Annotated in this window: 21 protein-coding genes; 12 read left to right on the top strand and 9 right to left on the bottom strand. The window is 65.4% G+C overall.

Annotated elements, in window-relative coordinates:
• Positions 1 to 164: 164 nt before the first annotated feature.
• A complete protein-coding gene (locus BM083_RS09215) occupies positions 165 to 1,997 on the bottom strand; it encodes a 2-oxo acid dehydrogenase subunit E2 (RefSeq protein ID WP_089868766.1) in 1,833 nt (610 codons plus the stop codon).
• Between the two features lie 102 nt (positions 1,998 to 2,099).
• Here BM083_RS09215 and BM083_RS09210 point away from each other — a divergent pair, with 102 nt between their 5' ends.
• Positions 2,100 to 3,026, top strand: a complete 927-nt coding sequence (locus BM083_RS09210; RefSeq protein ID WP_009366475.1) for a sulfide-dependent adenosine diphosphate thiazole synthase — start codon at positions 2,100 to 2,102, stop codon at positions 3,024 to 3,026.
• Between the two features lie 15 nt (positions 3,027 to 3,041).
• Here BM083_RS09210 and BM083_RS09205 read toward each other — a convergent pair whose 3' ends face one another.
• The 4 genes from BM083_RS09205 to dcd all read right to left on the bottom strand — a co-directional run bounded on the left by BM083_RS09205 (position 3,042) and on the right by dcd (position 6,301).
• Positions 3,042 to 3,935 carry an SDR family oxidoreductase gene (locus tag BM083_RS09205; protein WP_089868764.1) on the bottom strand — a complete coding sequence of 298 codons (894 nt, stop codon included), beginning with the start codon at positions 3,933 to 3,935 and terminating at the stop codon, positions 3,042 to 3,044.
• A 198-nt stretch (positions 3,936 to 4,133) separates the two neighbouring features.
• The gene (locus BM083_RS09195) at positions 4,134 to 4,805 is read right to left on the bottom strand and encodes a class I SAM-dependent methyltransferase (protein WP_089868759.1); all 672 of its coding nucleotides are present in this window, start codon (positions 4,803 to 4,805) and stop codon (positions 4,134 to 4,136) included.
• 6 nt (positions 4,806 to 4,811) lie between these two features.
• Entirely contained in the window at positions 4,812 to 5,714 is a 903-nt protein-coding gene (locus tag BM083_RS09190; RefSeq protein ID WP_089868757.1) for a thiamine-phosphate synthase family protein, read from the bottom strand.
• A complete protein-coding gene (dcd, locus tag BM083_RS09185; RefSeq protein WP_089868755.1) occupies positions 5,711 to 6,301 on the bottom strand; it encodes a dCTP deaminase in 591 nt (196 codons plus the stop codon). The genes BM083_RS09190 and dcd overlap by 4 nt, the downstream gene beginning before the upstream one ends.
• 377 nt (positions 6,302 to 6,678) lie before the next feature.
• Between dcd and pth2 the strand changes: the two genes are divergently transcribed.
• Positions 6,679 to 7,017 carry a peptidyl-tRNA hydrolase Pth2 gene (pth2, locus tag BM083_RS09180; RefSeq protein WP_009366481.1) on the top strand — a complete coding sequence of 113 codons (339 nt, stop codon included), beginning with the start codon at positions 6,679 to 6,681 and terminating at the stop codon, positions 7,015 to 7,017.
• Positions 7,018 to 7,024: 7 nt separating this feature from the next.
• Here the strand turns inward: pth2 and BM083_RS09175 are convergent, their stop codons facing one another.
• Positions 7,025 to 7,444, bottom strand: a complete 420-nt coding sequence (locus tag BM083_RS09175) for a DUF8048 family protein (protein ID WP_089868753.1) — start codon at positions 7,442 to 7,444, stop codon at positions 7,025 to 7,027.
• Positions 7,445 to 7,624: 180 nt separating this feature from the next.
• On the opposite strand from BM083_RS09175, the gene truD reads away from it, so the two are divergent.
• A complete protein-coding gene (truD, locus tag BM083_RS09170; RefSeq protein WP_089868751.1) occupies positions 7,625 to 8,965 on the top strand; it encodes a tRNA pseudouridine(13) synthase TruD in 1,341 nt (446 codons plus the stop codon).
• A gap of 1 nt (position 8,966) precedes the next feature.
• Here the strand turns inward: truD and BM083_RS09165 are convergent, their stop codons facing one another.
• Positions 8,967 to 10,328: a hypothetical protein gene (locus BM083_RS09165; protein WP_143085707.1), complete on the bottom strand. Its 1,362-nt coding sequence runs from the start codon at positions 10,326 to 10,328 to the stop codon at positions 8,967 to 8,969.
• Positions 10,329 to 10,519: 191 nt separating this feature from the next.
• Between BM083_RS09165 and BM083_RS09160 the strand changes: the two genes are divergently transcribed.
• The 9 genes from BM083_RS09160 (at position 10,520) to BM083_RS09120 (ending at position 14,061) form a co-directional block, all read left to right on the top strand.
• Positions 10,520 to 11,287, top strand: a complete 768-nt coding sequence (locus tag BM083_RS09160; protein ID WP_089868747.1) for a DUF2103 domain-containing protein — start codon at positions 10,520 to 10,522, stop codon at positions 11,285 to 11,287.
• Positions 11,288 to 11,395: 108 nt separating this feature from the next.
• Entirely contained in the window at positions 11,396 to 11,668 is a 273-nt protein-coding gene (locus BM083_RS09155) for a 50S ribosomal protein L37ae (RefSeq protein ID WP_089868745.1), read from the top strand.
• Positions 11,668 to 11,802: a DNA-directed RNA polymerase subunit P gene (locus BM083_RS09150; RefSeq protein WP_009366488.1), complete on the top strand. Its 135-nt coding sequence runs from the start codon at positions 11,668 to 11,670 to the stop codon at positions 11,800 to 11,802. The genes BM083_RS09155 and BM083_RS09150 overlap by 1 nt, the downstream gene beginning before the upstream one ends.
• Positions 11,803 to 11,806: 4 nt before the next feature.
• Positions 11,807 to 12,124, top strand: coding sequence for a KEOPS complex subunit Pcc1 (locus tag BM083_RS09145; protein ID WP_009366489.1), 318 nt, complete (start codon positions 11,807 to 11,809; stop codon positions 12,122 to 12,124).
• A gap of 7 nt (positions 12,125 to 12,131) precedes the next feature.
• A complete protein-coding gene (locus BM083_RS09140; protein ID WP_089868743.1) occupies positions 12,132 to 12,596 on the top strand; it encodes a halocyanin domain-containing protein in 465 nt (154 codons plus the stop codon).
• Between the two features lie 51 nt (positions 12,597 to 12,647).
• Positions 12,648 to 13,055 carry a spore germination protein GerW family protein gene (locus tag BM083_RS09135; protein ID WP_089868741.1) on the top strand — a complete coding sequence of 136 codons (408 nt, stop codon included), beginning with the start codon at positions 12,648 to 12,650 and terminating at the stop codon, positions 13,053 to 13,055.
• Positions 13,056 to 13,121: 66 nt separating this feature from the next.
• Positions 13,122 to 13,511: a prefoldin subunit beta gene (locus BM083_RS09130; protein WP_009366492.1), complete on the top strand. Its 390-nt coding sequence runs from the start codon at positions 13,122 to 13,124 to the stop codon at positions 13,509 to 13,511.
• A 13-nt stretch (positions 13,512 to 13,524) separates the two neighbouring features.
• Entirely contained in the window at positions 13,525 to 13,773 is a 249-nt protein-coding gene (locus tag BM083_RS09125) for a DUF3194 domain-containing protein (protein ID WP_089868738.1), read from the top strand.
• Between the two features lie 75 nt (positions 13,774 to 13,848).
• The gene (locus tag BM083_RS09120; RefSeq protein ID WP_089868736.1) at positions 13,849 to 14,061 is read left to right on the top strand and encodes an HVO_0649 family zinc finger protein; all 213 of its coding nucleotides are present in this window, start codon (positions 13,849 to 13,851) and stop codon (positions 14,059 to 14,061) included.
• A 55-nt stretch (positions 14,062 to 14,116) separates the two neighbouring features.
• Here BM083_RS09120 and BM083_RS09115 read toward each other — a convergent pair whose 3' ends face one another.
• Positions 14,117 to 16,105 (bottom strand): DUF2070 family protein, encoded by a 1,989-nt coding sequence (locus tag BM083_RS09115; RefSeq protein ID WP_089868734.1) that lies wholly within the window; start codon positions 16,103 to 16,105, stop codon positions 14,117 to 14,119.
• An 86-nt stretch (positions 16,106 to 16,191) separates the two neighbouring features.
• Positions 16,192 to 16,743 carry a GMP synthase subunit A gene (locus BM083_RS09110; protein WP_009366496.1) on the bottom strand — a complete coding sequence of 184 codons (552 nt, stop codon included), beginning with the start codon at positions 16,741 to 16,743 and terminating at the stop codon, positions 16,192 to 16,194.
• Positions 16,744 to 16,780: the final 37 nt, after the last annotated feature.

The following is a 16,780-nucleotide window of genomic DNA, read 5'->3' as shown; positions in this document are numbered from 1 at the left end:
GTCTAGTGGGCCGAGTCGTTGTCGCGCATTGAACGCTCTGGTCGGTGTCGGCGCGGTGTCGGTGCGGTGTCGGTGTCGGCGCGGTGTCGGTGCGGTGTCGGTGCGGTGTCGGTGTCGGCGCTGGGGTCGGCGTCAGCGTCGCCGTCGCTGTCGCCGCCGCAGTTTCACGCCCGCTCCCACGACACCTCCACTGGCAGGTCCTCGCGCAGCAACTCGGCGACGTGACAGGTCCGCTCACCGTTGTTGACGATGCGGTCGATGATGGCGTCGTCGGCGTCGGTGGCGACGGTGACGTGGACCGCGAGTGACTCGACAGAGCCCTCGGGCGGTGTCGCCTCCACGTCGACCGTGATGTCGTCGAAGTCGATGTCTCGCATATTCGCCTGTACGCCGATACTGGACGAGAGACACGCCGACAGCGCACCGAGGAAGAAGTCGACCGGCGTCGGCGCGTCCTCGCTCCCGCCGAGTTGCTCGGTGACGGCGAAGGAGTACTCGAACGACCCCGCCGAGATACTTCCGTCGAACGCCGGGTCGACTGACGCCGAAACCTTCCCCTCTGGGAGTTCGACTGGCGTCGCCTCCCTGCGGTCGACACCCTCCAGGAGGGGCCAGGGGTCTTCGAGGTGCCCGACGAGCGTGTCGAGGAACCGCGCCGCGTCCGCGCCGTCGACGACGCGGTGGTCGAACGAGAGGTCGAGCGGCAGCGCCCGTCGGAACTCGACGCCGCCGTCGTCGCCTTTCGTCGGGCGTTCGGCGATGGCGTTGACGCCGAGGATGGCGACCTGTGGCGGGTTGATGACCGGGTCGAACGATTCGACACCGAGGACGCCGAGGTTCGTCACGGTGAACGTGCCGCCCGAGAGGTCGTCCATCGAGTACTCGCCGGAGAGCGCCCGTTCGGTCACTCGCGCACGCTTCTCGGCGATGTCGACGATGTGGTCCGACCCGACGTTGCGGACGACCGGTGCGATGAGTCCCTCCTCGACGTCGACGGCGACACAGAGGTTGTGGTCCTCGTGGAGGCGGTGGACGTCGTCTTCGAACGTCGCGTTGAACTCCGGATGGTCGGTAAGTGCCGCCGAGAGCGACCGGAGCAGTACGTCGGTGACCGAGACATCTGCGGAGAACGTCTCCGAGGCGGCCGTCGCCGCAGAGAGCAACGCCTCCGCGTCGGCGGTTCGGTGTTCGGTGACGTGGACGGCCTCGCGATAACTCGTTCCGAGGCGGTTCGCGATTGTCTGTCGCATCCCCGAGAGCGGTCGGTCCGTCGTCCGGCCCGCACCGGATGCGTCGTCGCCGCGTTCCGCACTCGCGCTCTCGACGTCCTCCTCGGTAATCGCTCCCTGATAGCCGGTTCCTTCGACCCGTGTCAAGTCGACGCCCAACTCCTCGGCGCGCTTCGTCGCACGCGGTGACGCCCGAACGTCGCTCGCAGCAGACCCTCCAGCGCCGCTCTCGGCGGCCGCCGTCACGTCGTCTTCCGTAATCGCGCCCTGTGGGCCAGTGCCCGTGACCCGTGTCAGGTCGACGCCGAGTTCCGTCGCCTGCTGCTTCGCTCGCGGCGAGGCGCGCACGTCGTCCGCCGCACCGTCGTCTCGCTTCGTGACGGCCGCCGTCTGGTCGGCCTGCCCCGACTGCCCAGACTGTCCATCCGACGACGTCGCCGAACCGGACTCGGTAGCCTGCTCGCCCGACTCGCTCTCGGCAGATACGGACGCGCCGTCGACTTCCGCGACGAGCGGCGAGATGTCCTCGTCGGCACCGGCGAGGATAGCGAGTGACCCGCCGGGTGCCGTCTCGTCGCCCTCGCTCATAAACCGCTGTCTGAGCACGCCCGCCTCGCGTGCCTCGATTTCGGCGGCGGTCTTCTCGGATTCGATTTCGGCGACGACGTCTCCCTTCTCGACTGTCTCGCCTTCGTCGACCACCCACCGTGTGATGGTCCCCGACTTCATCTCCATTCCAAGCTTCGGCATCTTGACGATGTACCCCATGGTACCAAAGCACACATTCGTTCGTGATAAATCGATACGGTCACTGGACGCCGACACCATAGGCCCCCAACAGTTAACTACTAAGTAATATCACTAGGTAGTATGTCGGCATTCACCGGCTTCAGCGACGCAGGCGAAGCACAGGTCACCCGCGCAATCGCGAAAGAGTGGGGCGACGAGTTCCTCGACTTCACCGAGAGCGACGTCATCGTCGTCGGCGGTGGGCCATCCGGACTCGTCGCGGCGAAAGAACTCGCAGAGCGCGGCGTGAAGACGATGGTCGTCGAGAAGAACAACTATCTCGGCGGCGGCTTCTGGCTCGGCGGCTTCCTGATGAACACGGTCACCGTCCGCGACCCGGCCCAGGAGATTCTCGACGAACTCGGTGTCCCCTACGAGGAGAGTACCGAAGCGGAGGGTCTCTACACCGCGAAGGGGCCGCACGCCTGTTCCGCGCTCATCGCCGCCACGTGTGACGCGGGCGTGAAAGTGCAGAACATGACGGAGTTCACGGACATCGTCGTCCGCGAGAACCACCGCGTCTCGGGCATCGTGATGAACTGGACGCCGGTCCACGCGCTTCCGCGCGAACTGACCTGCGTCGACCCTATCGCCGTCGAGTCAGACCTCGTAATCGACGCGACGGGTCACGACGCCGTCGTCGTCTCGAAACTCCAAGAGCGCGGTGTCCTCGACGCGCCCGGCATCGAACACGCCCGCGAGCACAACACGGGGATGGACCAGACCGAAGACGGCGAGTACGGTGCCCCCGGTCACGACTCGCCGGGCCACGACTCGATGTGGGTCCAAGAGAGCGAGGACAAGGTCGTCGACTACACCGGAAGAGTCCACGACGGACTCGTCGCGACGGGGCTGGCGACGGCGACGACACACGGACTTCCCCGGATGGGGCCGACGTTCGGCGCGATGCTCCTCTCCGGCAAGCGCGCCGCACAGGTCGCACTCGACGAACTCGACGTCGACGCCGACCCGGTCGACCTGACGCGACCGGTTCCCGCTGACGACTGACGCTCTCCTCTCTTCTTACCGCTCGATGTCCCAGTCGGGCGAGACGCCGACGAAGCCGGCGCTCACGTCCCAGAGCCGTCGTCGGGCCTCTTCGTCGAGAGAGGCCTCGGACGACGCCGATACCTCGCCGTCTTCGAGATACTGACCCGTCACGTCGGCGAACTCGGGGGCGACAGCGGCCCGAATCAGCGTCTCCGCACCCGTCTGGAGGTCGTTTTTGAACGGCAGCGGGAGTTTCGAGAACGCCCCGAGCAGCAGTCGATTCCGGAGCGACGCCTCGCGTGCGAGACTCGTACTGGGGACGAACCCGGGGTCAACGGCGTTGGCGACGACGCCGGACCCGTGGAGGCGGTCGGCGAGTTCGTAGGTGAAGTAGACGTTCGCCAACTTCGAGCGACCGTAGGCCTGCAAGCCACTGTAGTCGTGCTCACCCAGTAGGTCGGAGAAGTCGAGTTCCACGCGGGTGTGCAGTCCCGACGAGACGGTGACGACCCGTGCCGGGGCGCTCTCGACGAGCAGGTCGACGAGTTCGTGTGTCAGGAGGTACGGCGCGAGGTGGTTGATGGCGAACGTCGACTCGATGCCGTCGACGGTCTCTCGTCGCTCGTCGCGGGTGACACCCGCGTTGTTGACGAGCACGTCGAGTCGGTCGTGTCGCTCCCGAAATCGGTCGGCGAGGCGTCGAACGCTCTCCTGCGAGGAGAGGTCGGCGCGGTAGAACTCACACCAGCCGTCGCCGTTGCGCCCGTCGAGGTCCGCGAGGACGTCGTCGCCGCGCTTGCGGTCACGGCCGACGATGGCGAGTGAGGCACCGCGGTCGGCGAGCGCACGAGCGGTTTCGGCACCGAGACCGCTGGTTCCGCCCGTGACGAGCGCGACCGTTCCGTCGAGACTGTCGGAGGACGTCATGGACTCGACGTACTCACTCGAACGGAATAAAGTCGCGTGCGGGGCGTGTGTCGAACCCCACAGTCGGAGGGGGTTCTACGACAGACAAGAGAGACCACGAGTGGCCGACGTAGCGTCTGACTCGGCCCGCGGCCCGTGGATAGACTATCTGACGATGGTCGCAGAACACGTCGCCGACGGGGAGTCCCCTCGCTAACTCTACTCGACCGTCCCGGCGGCCAACCGAGCGAACCCGAGCGCGTGCGTCGAGTAGTGTACGTCGGTACAGCGTTCGCGGAGCGCCTGCTGTGCGGCGACGACGCGGTTATCGAGGAGTCTGGGTGCCTCGGCGGCGTCGGCGCGGCGTTTCGACGGGAGACCGGCGAAGACGAGGCCAGCGAAGAGGACGTTGAGCGACCGTCCGACTGGCCGCGTACTCCGAGCGAGGTCCAGCAACCCGAGTCGGCCGCCCTCGTCCACGAGGTCCGCCCACGTGTCGACGGCCGCGGCCGGGTCGGCGAGCATCCCCGAGACGAACGAGGCGAAGACGGCGTCGGCGTCGGCGACGGGCGGCCGTGCAGCGTCGCCCGCGACGACGTGGACGTTCTCCCAGCCTTCGCGTTCGATGCGAGCACGGGCTTCGGCGAGCATCCCGCCGGTGAGGTCGACGCCGACGACGGTTCCCTCGCTGCCGACGCGTTCGCGGAGATAGGGGAAGTTCGCACCCGTACCACAGCCCATCTCGACGACGGTGTCGCCGCGAGCGGGGGCGAGTCGGGTGATAGCGCGCTCTCTGAGACCGCCGATTCCTGGCGTGTGGCTGGCGAGTGCGTCGTACAGACCGGCCCAGCGCGTGTAGAACTGCTGTGTCTCTGCAACTCCGTCTCCCATACTGGGTTAGAGGAGGACCTGACGGACGACGCTTGCGGCCGTCGCCGCATTGGGCGCGAGGACGTACGTGATGGGTTCGATACCGTACCCGCCGGTCTGATAGAGGACGAACGTCTCGTCGTGTTCCGCAGCTTCGAGTGCGGTGACGATAGGGTCCGTCGGCGCGTCGGGGTCGAACTCGACCGTCTCGTAGCCCGCGTCGGCGAAGCGCCGAACGATATCGTCGTCGTAGCAGATATTGACCGCGGCGCGCGCGTCGACACCGGCGTCGCGCACTGAGAGGAGGACGCCCGCGACGTGTTCGCTGACACCGAACTCGGGGTCGCTCGGCACCGTCGCTCGGCCTTTGATGTCGAAGATACGCCCCGGAATCGCCGCGACGTCTTCGATACCGCGCGCGTCGGGGAGACACTCGGCGAGGTTCGACCCGACGTTCGGGATGAGACCCGCGAAACCGCTGGCGTTGGTGAGCGTCCGGACGCCACGGCGGACCGAGGAGAGAACCTGTTCGGTGGTGCGTACCGTACTCTCGGGGTCGTGGATGGTGAAGTCGGCGTCGTACTCGGCAAGTTCGGGCATCGCCTCCTCGTGGAGCGTCGCCAAGAGGTCGCCGTCCTCCAGTTGTCGAACGAGTACCTCGGCTTCGACGAGCGCCTGCACGCTCGACATGTCGCCTGCGGCGAGGCCGTCGGCGACGCGTTCGACGAGTTCTTGGACGCGTTCGTCGTCGAGCACCTCCTGTCGACGGCTGATGCTGCCGTGAGCGTACTTCGAGACGGCGCTCTGACTGATGCCGAGTGCCTCGGCGACTTCGTGCTGCGTGAGTCCTCGTTGACGGAGTTCTCCGGCCAGCATCGACCGAAACGTCGGCAAGAACTCCTCGACGACGACTTCTTCGATGAACTTCATCGCTCTGTCTTCGAGAACTCGGGGTCGTTCCCGATTTTAGACGCTTGCGGACCCTTCTGGTTCTGGTACTTCGACCCTCGCTCCTCGCCGTAAGGGCGCGCCGCGGGCGACGTGAGTTCGGTGAACGTCAACTGCGAGATACGCATGCCGGGCGTCAGCGCGACGGGGGCCGAGCCGAGATTCGAGAGTTCGAGCGTGATCTGTCCCTGATAGCCCGGGTCGCAGAGACCGGCAGTCGCGTGGACGACGACGGCGAGTCGGCCGAGCGACGACCGGCCTTCGACGTGGGCGACGAGGTCTGGCGGAATCTCGACGCGCTCTGCCGTCGTCCCGAGGACGAAGTCGCCGGGGTGGAGGATGAACTCGTCACCCTCTTCGACCACCGTCTCGCGGATGTACTTCGAGACTTCGTCCTCGCGGTTCGGATGGATACACGAGATGTTCGTCCGCTGGAACTCCAGAAACTCCGCGCCGAGACGCAGGTCGATACTGGCCGGTTGGACCTGCATGTCGATGTCGTCGAGCGGGTCGATGACGAGGTCACCCTCCTCCAGACGCTTCAGTAGATCCGTGTCCGAGAGTATCATGTGCGGGACAGCGCGACGGAAGAGGTAAAAACTCCCGGTCAGTGCCTCTTCGACGAGGACGAGGACGACCCGCAGAAAGGGGTATTTCAGAAGCCATGACTGATAATGGATAGAGATTATCTGAAATAACAGCATACGAGGCGTTGGGTGACAGATCACCCGCAGCAAGCCGGTGTGCCTCTACACACCCACGTCGACCGATACTGGCACGCGGTCGGTCGACGTGTAGTTCTACACTCCCCGTCACGTCTGTTCCCCACACGTGACGTTCCCTTTCCGTTCTCTTCGACCACGACGCCCAACGAGACCCCCGCAAGCGTCTGCTCGATACGGAGAGCGATGACAGGAGATTTACCGCCGGACGGGCGAGCAACGGTATGAAGCAGGCCATCGTCGCTCGGACGGACATCGGGATGGGTCGCGGGAAACTCGCCGCGCAGGTCGCACACGCGTCGCTGTCGGCCTACGAAGACGCCGACGACCGGACGCGAAAGAAGTGGAAAGGCGAGGGACAGAAGAAAATCGTCTTGAAAGCCCGCGGAGAGAAGGAACTGTTCGAGCTAGCCGACCTCGCCGACCGCGAAGGCCTCCCGAACGCCATCATCCGCGATGCGGGGCACACACAGCTAGAACCCGGCACGGTGACGGCGTTGGCCGTCGGCCCCGGACCGGACAACCTCGTCGACAAGGTGACTGGCGACCTGTCTCTGTACTAGGTCTCTCTCACACCATCTCTTCTGCAGTGTCGACGCCGATGACGACGCCGACCGTCTCGTCGTCGAACTGCACACTCTCGACGGCAGAGTCGAACAGCAGTTTCGCCTGTCGGGTGTGGGCTTCCTTCGCGGCAGTCGCAAGGTCACCGCCCACGTCGCTAGTCGGGACCACGTCGTCCCAGAGGTGTTGTGGAACGGCGTAGGCCCGGCGGTCGTCGACCGTCACGTACTCACTCGACTCGTCGGACTCCAGGTCCGAGTGATGTCCGCGGAGCGACGCGTCGAGGATGGAGAGGGCGTCGGTCAGGTCGTCGACGTCGACGCCGGCGTTCTCTGCGGTTTCCTCGACGACGCGCTCGTCGAACGGCGTCGTACGAACGGTGTCGCTGGCGTCGCTGGAGTCGCTGGCTGTAGTGTCGTCGGACATAGTTCTCGTCTCGACAGACGACTGCGAGCGGTTTCAGGGCTGTGGCCGGCGAATCGATGCGAGTCGGTACAGGCTAGTGCGGGTCGGTACAGGCCAGTCCGGCGAAGAGTGGTGCGTTTATCCGCCTGCTGACGCAAGGTCGGACAATGACGAGCGCCGAGACGACGGAGGTCCCCGAGGATGCGTGAGGCACACCCTATCGAACGCGAAGTCGGTATGGCCTACTACGTCAGCGACGCCGACGGCGTCGGCGGGACGCTCCGCGTCGACCCCGAGGACTTCCAGGTCACCGAGTTAGAGCGATTCGACACGCAACCACTGGACGCCGACCCGGGCGACTTCGGACATCTCGTTCTCCGCGTCACCCTGCGTGGCTGGGACACGAACGACTTCGTCCGCCAGTTGACGAACCAGATGGGCATCAGCCGCGAACGCGTCTCGTGGGCCGGGACGAAGGACAAACACGCCGTGACGACGCAGTTGTTCACGGTCAAGCAGGCCGACTCCGAGGAGATACCCGAGGTCAACAACGCCGACATCGAGGTGCTCGGACGCTCGGGCCGCGGCCTCCAGTTCGGTGACCTCGCGGGCAACGCGTTCACCATCCGCGTCCACGACCCAGACCGACCGGAAACCGTCGACGACATCACAGACAACCTCCACGCGTTCGCCGGGTCCGACGCGCACGTGGGCGTGCCGAACTACTTCGGTCAACAGCGGTTCGGTAGCCACCGACCCGTGACGCACACGGTCGGCCTCCACGTCGTCCGCGGCGAGTGGCGCGAGGCCGTCCTCGCCTACGTCGGCCACCCGGCCGAGAGCGAACCCGAGGGGACGCAAGACGCTCGCGCGTTCGTCGACGAACAGGCCGCGAGTGACGACCCGGACTGGCAGGAGGCCTTAGAGCAGATGCCGAACCGCCTGCGCTACGAGCGGTCGATGCTGCATCGACTGAACCAAGACGGCGACGAGAGCGACGACGACTGGCGACACGCACTCGAAGCCGTCCCGTCGAACCTCCAGCGACTGTTCGTAAATGCCGCGCAGTCCTACATCTTCAACCGCATCCTGAGCGAGCGCCTCGACCGCGGACTTCCCTTCGACAAACCCGTCGAAGGCGACGTTGTCTGCTTCGCCGACCGAGACGCACCCGAAGGTCTCGTCATGCCGGACGTCGACCGCCTGCAGGAGGCGACGGGCCGCCGCGTCGACGTGATGGCGCGCCACTGCGAGCGTGGCCGAGCGTTCGTCACCGCGCCGCTCGTCGGCACGGAGACGGAACTCGCGAGTGGCGAACAGGGCGACATCGAACGCGAGGTACTGGACGAACTCGACCTCGAACCGGCGGACTTCGAGTTGCCGGGGAACTTCGACTCCTCGGGGACACGCCGAGCGATTCTCCTGCGGACCGAGATGGCCGTCGACGACGACCCGCTCTCGTTCACCTTCGCGCTTCCTTCTGGCTCTTACGCGACGGTGATGATGCGCGAGTATCTGAAATCCGGACCGCTGGACCTGTGAGTCAGTCGGCGGCCGCGACACGTTCGGTGTCGTGGTGGCCGTCGCGTTTTGACTCGTTCTGCGCGAGAAGCGCACCGGCCAGGAGCAACGGGCTAGCGACGAGCGGATAGCCGGCGGCGAACGCGAAGACGAAGAACCCGCCGAGTCCAACCGTCGGCGCAGTCAGCGGAAGAAGCGCGCAAGCGAAGCAGACGAATCCGACGGTGGCAGTCACGACACCGACCCATCGTCGGCCTCGTGCGAAAGCGTACCCTGCAGGAACGAGCGTGAACACGGCCAGCGAGAGCCCCACAGTCATCGGTATCGACACGGCACGGAGCGACGCTCCGTCGACGACGAGGGCCGCGACGACTGCGCCGACGACACCGACGAGCGCTGCAGTCGCCGTCGCGGCGGTCAGCGCGCGATAGCTTCGCCCCAGTCGCGCAGAACAGACCCCGAGCGCCGCGAACCCGAGTGAGAACCCGATAGCGACGCCGTCCGTGTTGCCGAAGAGGTTTCCACCGACCGCGCCGACGACGGTCACCACCGTCGTGACGGCACCGAGCGCCGTCAGTAGCGATGGGACGAACTCGCCGCCGAGTGAGGTGCGCGCGAGAACCCACGAGACGCCGCTGCCGACGACACCGACGGCGAAAGCGAATACGAGTGCGGACGGAACGACGAACGTTCCGACGTGCCCCGCGACGGTCGGTGCGTGGAACCCGGCGACGGCGACGAGGCTCTTGACGGGCCCGAATGCGGCAGTGCGCGGTTCGAACGTGACGACGTGGCCGACGTCGCGTTCGTCGAGGCTGGTGAGGGTCATCCGACTGCGGTCGTCCGAGACTGTCGAACCCGGCACTGTTCGCCCGACGACCATCCCCTCGGGTGCGACGACGGTGAGTTCGTCCGGGCCAAGACTGGCGAGTCGGAGGTGTCGCTCGGGGTGGTTCGTGAACGCCGCAGAGCGGAGAACGCCGACCGAGCGCTCGGCGAACTGGCCGTCCCGGAAGCGAGCGACGACAGTATCGCTGTCGACTGCCGACGAGACCAGCGTGCCCGGTGCCGCGCCGTCGACGACCGAGTCACGAAGTGTCGCGTTCTCTCGTAGTCGAGTCATCGTCGCCGCGTCGGCGTCAGTAGTCGCACGGACGACCCACGTCGCACTTCCGTTCTCGTGGACCTGAACGGTCGCCGTGCTGGTCGTGACCGTCAAGTCGAGAGCGTGCGCTGCCGCACCGCCTTCGATTGCGTCCCCACACTGACAGAACGGTTCGGGTGGTGGGGCGGCGACGGCGGGTGCGACGCTACCCACGAGGAGAGTACAGAGGAGAGCGAGGCCGACGAACACGTAGTGCCGGCGGCAGGTTGGAGGGCCCATACTCGACACTCTCGGACGGCGGAGAAATATCTTCGTGTGGACAGGTTCGACCACGACATGCCCGCCGAACTCAGGCTCAGCGGAAAGCGACGCTCGACGAACTCGGGGGAGAGCGGCCTTCCTCGACGCCTTCCAGTGGCTCCTTCGCTCGGAATAAACGGACTTATCCACGCTGACGGCAAGGTCGAATTATGAACTGTCGGCGGTGTGAGTCGCCACTGCAGAAGCCCGGAGACTACTGTCTCACCTGCAACACCGCCAACTGCGACGCCGTCGTCGTCGAGTTCCGCCGTGACCGGGCGACGCTGACGATGCTCGACGAAGACGAGATAGTCGGCGAGACAATCGTGACGACGCTTCCAGAACCCGACGAGGAACGCGGCGGCGTCGAACTCCGAAACTTCGCCGGACGTGTCGCCGACGAGATTCAGCGCAAACGCCCCGAGACGGTGTACGCCGCCGCCCGGCGCGACGAGAGCGGTGGGACACAGGGAACGCCGTACGACGCTCGCGACGCCCTCCGCGAGACGAAGGCGCAGGTCCACTACGAGTTCTACCGCGTGACTGGCGACGACATCGTCCAGAGCGTCCTCGACCGGCGCGGCGAGCGGTCGCTGGAGGTGGTCGAGACACCGCCACGAGAGAAGATTGGCGGCACCCATAGCACGCTCATCGGTGGACGAAAGGGACGGAAGGCCATCGCACTCGTCGCCGACCACCCGCACGTGAAGAAAATTATTCCCGGCCCCATCGACGCCGGCGGCACGGGGTCTCGAACCAGCCTTCGAGCGAAGGTGACGCGCGCCGACGACAACGGGAATGTCCGTCTCTTGCTCCGCGACGGGTCGAGCGTCCAAGAGAACCGCATCGTCACGACGGCGATGGACCGCGAAACGGGCGAGTGGGTCCGTGACGACCTGAACGAGGCGCTCAGGGAAGCGGAGTTACAAGAGTCGTGACGATGGAGCGACGCCCAGTAGCGGTCGGGACGGAAGCGTGCGAACGGGAGACAGGACCGAGAGCGACTCGTAGCCTTTTTGTGTCCACTGGCGGTAACTGACAGTACTATGGCCGACAAAAAGAAGGCACGAAAGACCGGGAGCGCCGGCCGGTTCGGCGCCCGCTACGGGCGTGTCGCGCGGAAACGCGTCTCCGACATCGAGAGTGACATGCGCAACGCAGAACTCGACGGCGACGAGGTCAAGCGCCTCGGTTCCGGCATCTGGATGAACAAGAAGACCGGCGAGAAGTTCACCGGTGGGGCCTACCGTCCCGAGACCCCCGGTGGTCGCACCGTCAAGCGGTCCATCCGCGCAGCGCTCTCGTCCGACGAGGAATAATGAGCTACAAGTGCTCCCGGTGCAAGCGCGACGTAGAACTTGACGAGTACGGCGGCGTTCGCTGTCCGTACTGCGGTCACCGCGTCCTCCTGAAGGAACGCGGCGGCGGCATCAAGGAAGTCGACGTTAAGTAGCCGCGTGGAGCACCACGACGCACAGTCGGGCCGTGATTCAGGTTCACCACGCGCCCACACCGCTTCTCTCTCTTTCACGTATCCCGACGAGCGACGCGCCCGTGTCGTCGAACGGAGCGTCGCCGTCGAAGTCGGCGACATCGACGACGCTCGGTCGGGAGCGACCGTCGCCCGCGACACAGACACCGTCGAGGTGACGGTTCACGCGAGTGACCTCGTCGCCCTCCGGGCGGGCATCAACTCGTGGACGCGCATGGTCGGCGTCGCCGAAGACGTCGCCGTCGCCGCCGAATCGAAAGGCACGTCTCGGTCGCCCCGGTAGTCGACGTATGCAACGACGTGCCTTCCTCGCGGCCCTCTCGACCGGAGCCGTCGCCGTCGCTGGCTGTCTCGGAAGCGGCGCACAGTCGTCCGGTGGGTCCGGCACTGGAGACTCGACGAGCAGTGGCGAGTACGACGGTTGGTTCGACGACGTCTCGAACTACGACGGTACCGTCGACAGGACCGGTCAGGAGCGCGTGACGGTCAAAGTCGGCACGCGGGCCAACGGCGGCGGCAACGGGTTCGGACCGGCCGCCGTCGAGGTGTCGACGGGAACCACCGTCGTCTGGACGTGGACCGGCAGCGGCGGGACGCACAACGTCGTCGCCGAGGGCGGCGCGTTCGAGAGCCAGTACGCCAGCAAGAAGGGCTACACCTTCGAACACACGTTCGAGGAGACGGGCACGTACACCTACTACTGTCAGCCCCACATCGCAATGGGGATGAAGGGCGCGGTCCGCGTCGTCGAGTAGGGCTATCGACGAGCGGTATCGCTATCGCACTGGCGAGCGTCTCTCTGTGGCATGAACCCACCGGGCGACCTGCGTGAACTGACCGACATCGTCACTCACCTCCGCGAGCACGCGAACGTCCAGACCGTCTTCGGCGACCCCATCGTGGGCGAAGGGCGAACCGTCGTCCCCGTCGCCCGTATTCGGTACGGTTTCGGCGGTGGCTACGGGACGACACCTACCGAGTCCGACGAGATGGAAGCGAAGGCGACGGACGCCGACGAGAGTGACGAGAACGCGACGGGCGGTGGCTTCGGTGTCGGTGTCGTCGCATCACCCGTCGGCGTCGTCGAACTTACCCCGAACGGGACACGGTTCGTCCGTGTTGGAAGCCGAGAGCGCCTGTTCGGCGCGCTCGGCGTCGGTATCGTCTTCGGCTACCTCCTCGGTCGTCGCCGGTCAGACGGGGCAGAGACCTGACAACCGACGTATCGCTGACGAGACGGAATACGGGGCTTTTTCAATCCGGGACACATTCCTCCGACCATGCAGGGTAACCTACCGCCGGACGCACAAGAGAAAATCGAGGAACTGCAGGACCTTCAGGAGACAGCACAGCAGCTGTCCGCCCAGAAGCAGCAGGCCGAGACGACGCTCTCGGAGTCCAAGAGCGCCCTCGAAGCACTCGACGACGTCGACGAGGACGCCACGATGTACCGCGAAGTCGGCGAACTCTTCGTCGAGACGAACTACGACGAGGCACACGACTCTCTCGAAGACAAGGTCGACAGCCTCGAGATTCGTGTCGAGCAGCTCGACAAACAGGAAGAGCGCATCCAGAGCCAGTTCGAGGAGCTCCAGCAGGAGCTTCAGCAGATGCTGCAGGGCGGCGCAGGCGGCGGCCCGATGGGCCCCGGCGGCGCAGGCGGCGCGTAAGCGCACCCGCTCGATGACCGAGCCAACAGACGAAGAGGTCGTCCAGACCGCGGCCGAAGCCGCGGAGGGCGTCATCTTCAAACACTACAAACAGTCTGCGGTCAAAGACTTCGACGTCACCGTCACGTTCGACGACGGCGTCCTCGAGGTCGACGTCTATCTGAACGCGCCGGGGGACGAGGTCGACCCCGACGCGGTGGCCGACGAGGCCGCACGGACGGCACAGGACGCTGTCGACGACCTCTTTGCCGAGGCGGAGTAGCGCTCGACTTTTTCCGTCTCGCCTCTTCTCGTTCTGAGGCGAGGATTAATCACCTAGGATGGTAATTGATACCACATGGCAGCCGATAGGCGAGCGGGTACGACCGCACTCGACCGACTCCGAACCCACTACGACAGCGTCGACATGGTCTGCCCGAAGTGTGGATACGAAGACACCGACGGCAAGTGGCGCAGCGAGATGAACGGGAGCAGAGTCGACTATCAGCATCTCTGTCCGAGTTGCGGCGCAATCCGGCGGCGGACGATTCGACTCGATTCGACCGAGTGAGCGCGTGCAACTCGGATACTTGCGGTCGAAACAGATACCGCGAGTGGAGACGCCGTTACGTGAGAAAGAAGATGAGCACGCTGACTACCATCGCCGAGAGGATAATCGCGGCGGCGAACGCCCCACCCATCGAGACGGCGACGTTGGCGTGACTGGCGAGCGTCTCGGTTCGGTCGTTACCGAAGACGGTGACGGTGACCTCTTCGACGGCCATCCCTGCGCTCACCGGTTCGCAGTCTGCGCGCGCCTCGGCGACGAGTGCAGAGATACGGTCGAGGAGTTCGTCTTGGTCGAGAGCGGCCCCGACCTGATTGTCCGCCTCGACGGTGTTGACGATGTGCGTGTCCGTCGTCATCACTTCGACCACGTCGACGGTCTGTCGTCTCGCTCCGTCGGCGGCGACCGGTTGTGCTTCGGCCGGGCGCGTGACCGTCTCGTCGGTGAGTGCCGTCACGATACGGTCGCGGAGTCCCGGTTCCATGTTGTTGCCGTCGACGAGCACGTACGCCGTCGTCTGTTCGGCGACTTCCGTGACGGCGACGCGAATGCCGAGCGGTCCGATACCCTCGCGCGGCGTCCAGTCGGTTCGGTCCCAGGCCGTCCCGAGTGAGAGCGGTCCGCGTTCGGCGTCTGCGAGTGTCTCTCCAGCCAACCCGGCGGCGCGAATCATATCGAAGGAGCGCTGACTACCGGGCGTGATGTGACCGAGGTCCGGCCCGTCGAGACCGTTGTTCGAGTTGTGGGCGTCGACGAGAAGCACGTCGTCGAGGCCGTGTGTCCGCGCCTCCGTCGCGGCGGCGAGTCCGACCGCGTACTCGACGTCGTCGGCGAACGCTGGCGCGTAACTGGAGACGAGCATCGCGTCGTCGCCGAACCCTTGGCCGAGCATGTTCGCCTCACCCGACTCGGTTCGGATGCTCGTCGTCGCCTCGTTCGCGTACTCGATGCGCTCGGTAGCGTCGTCGACGGCGTCGAGGATGGTGTCGACTTCACGCTCGGTGACGAGGTTGAAGTCGTGGCCAGCAGTCGCGTGTGGCGGGAAGGCCATCCCCTCCGAGCGGCGGGCGGCCCGTTCGGGGAAGTTGCCGCCGCCGATTTCGCCCATCGGGCCGGGGTGAATCATCGGGAGGACGAACCGGGCTTTCTCTTCGCCGTCGCCGTCGCCCTCGGTACTTCGACGGAACGAGAGGACAGTCACCGGGACGATAGCATCCTGTCCGAGTTGCTCGAAGAAGTCTTCTAACTCACGAGAGCCTTCGGCGATGTGACCGATGAACCCACGGATGAAATCGAGGACGGAGACACCGAGGCTGTTTCGCCACGGGCGGTCGACGACGTAGAGAAAGACGTAGACGGCGGTGGCGTAGATGATGCACATCACGCCGAGGAGACCGAAGTGACTCGGTTGAACTGCCGAGAGCGCTGCCGGCCCCTGGTCGGAGCGGGCGAGGTACTGCCCGACGTAGGGGATGAGGTACGCGTCGAGAATCGGGCCACCGAATTCGAGAAATCGGAGGGTTCCGCTGTAGATGAACAACAACACGGCCGAAGCGACGGTTTGGATGCTCGCCGGAACGGACGCGACGAGCATCGACGACCGTGAGACGGCCATGATGACGAGGAGGCGAAGCGCGAACACCGACGCGAGTGCGACGACGAGGGCGTTGAATACGAACCCCTGGTCGAGCGGGAGAAACACCGAGGCGATGGCTGCGACGGTGACGACGGCGACGATGATGACTTCACACGCCAACGCGAGCAGCGAGGAACGATTCGGCGTGAGTCTCCCGCCGACGAATCGGTCGACGCCAGTCGTGCCGAAAGCGGCGATGATAGTCGGAATACCGATGAAGAAGATTCCCTCCCACGCGTCGCGGCCGAACAAGAAGAGACCGGACCACGTACGCTCGGGGAGACCCGTCTCGAAGGCGGCGACGCCGGCCATCGCCGCGATGAGGAGCGCGAACGCGAGACTGGAGTACCACCGCGGCGCGCGGAAGATGAACCGCGACAGCCCAGCGAGGTTGCTTTGCGTCGCTGTCATTGCCGCGTCTTTTCTCGCCGTCGTCTAAAACTCTCGCACTTTCGTGTACTCCGACGAATACGGTGGGACTACCGAGGCGACCGAAGCTACTGCGAGCAGATGTCGATGAAGTTCTCGAACACTTCCTCACCCTCTGCTGTATGCGCAACCTCGGGGTGCCACTGGACGCCGTAGAGACCTTCGTCGGCGTTGCTCATCGCTTCGATGCCACAGACGTCGCTCGTCGCGGTGTGGGTGAACCCGTCGGGGAGTTCCTTGACCTCGTCGGCGTGGCTGGCCCAGACGCGCGTCTCGGGGGCGAGAGAGCCGATAAGCGGGTCGTCCTCGTCGAGCACTTCGACCGTCACGTCGGCGTAGCCACCGTAGTCGCCCTCGCCGACGCTGCCGCCGAGTTCCGTGGCGATGACCTGCAGACCGAGACAGATGCCGAGCACCGGAACGTCCATCTTCAGATACTCCGCACAGCGGCCGATACGGTCCATGTCTGGCCCGCCGGAGAGGACAAGTCCGTCGGCGTCGATCTCTTCCGGCGGCGTGGTGTTGTCGACGATGTCCGTGTCCACACCGAGGTCACGCAGCGCGCGCCCCTCCAGGTGCGTAAACTGTCCGTGGTTGTCGATGACGACGATTCTGGTCATACACCGGGTTGGATAGATGCGCCTAAAAGTCAATCGA

The organism is Halogranum rubrum, assembly GCF_900114455.1.
Taxonomy (GTDB): Archaea; Halobacteriota; Halobacteria; order Halobacteriales; family Haloferacaceae; genus Halogranum; species Halogranum rubrum.
Note: the sequence above shows the minus strand (reverse complement) of the source record. Positions and strands in the feature narration are given on the sequence as shown.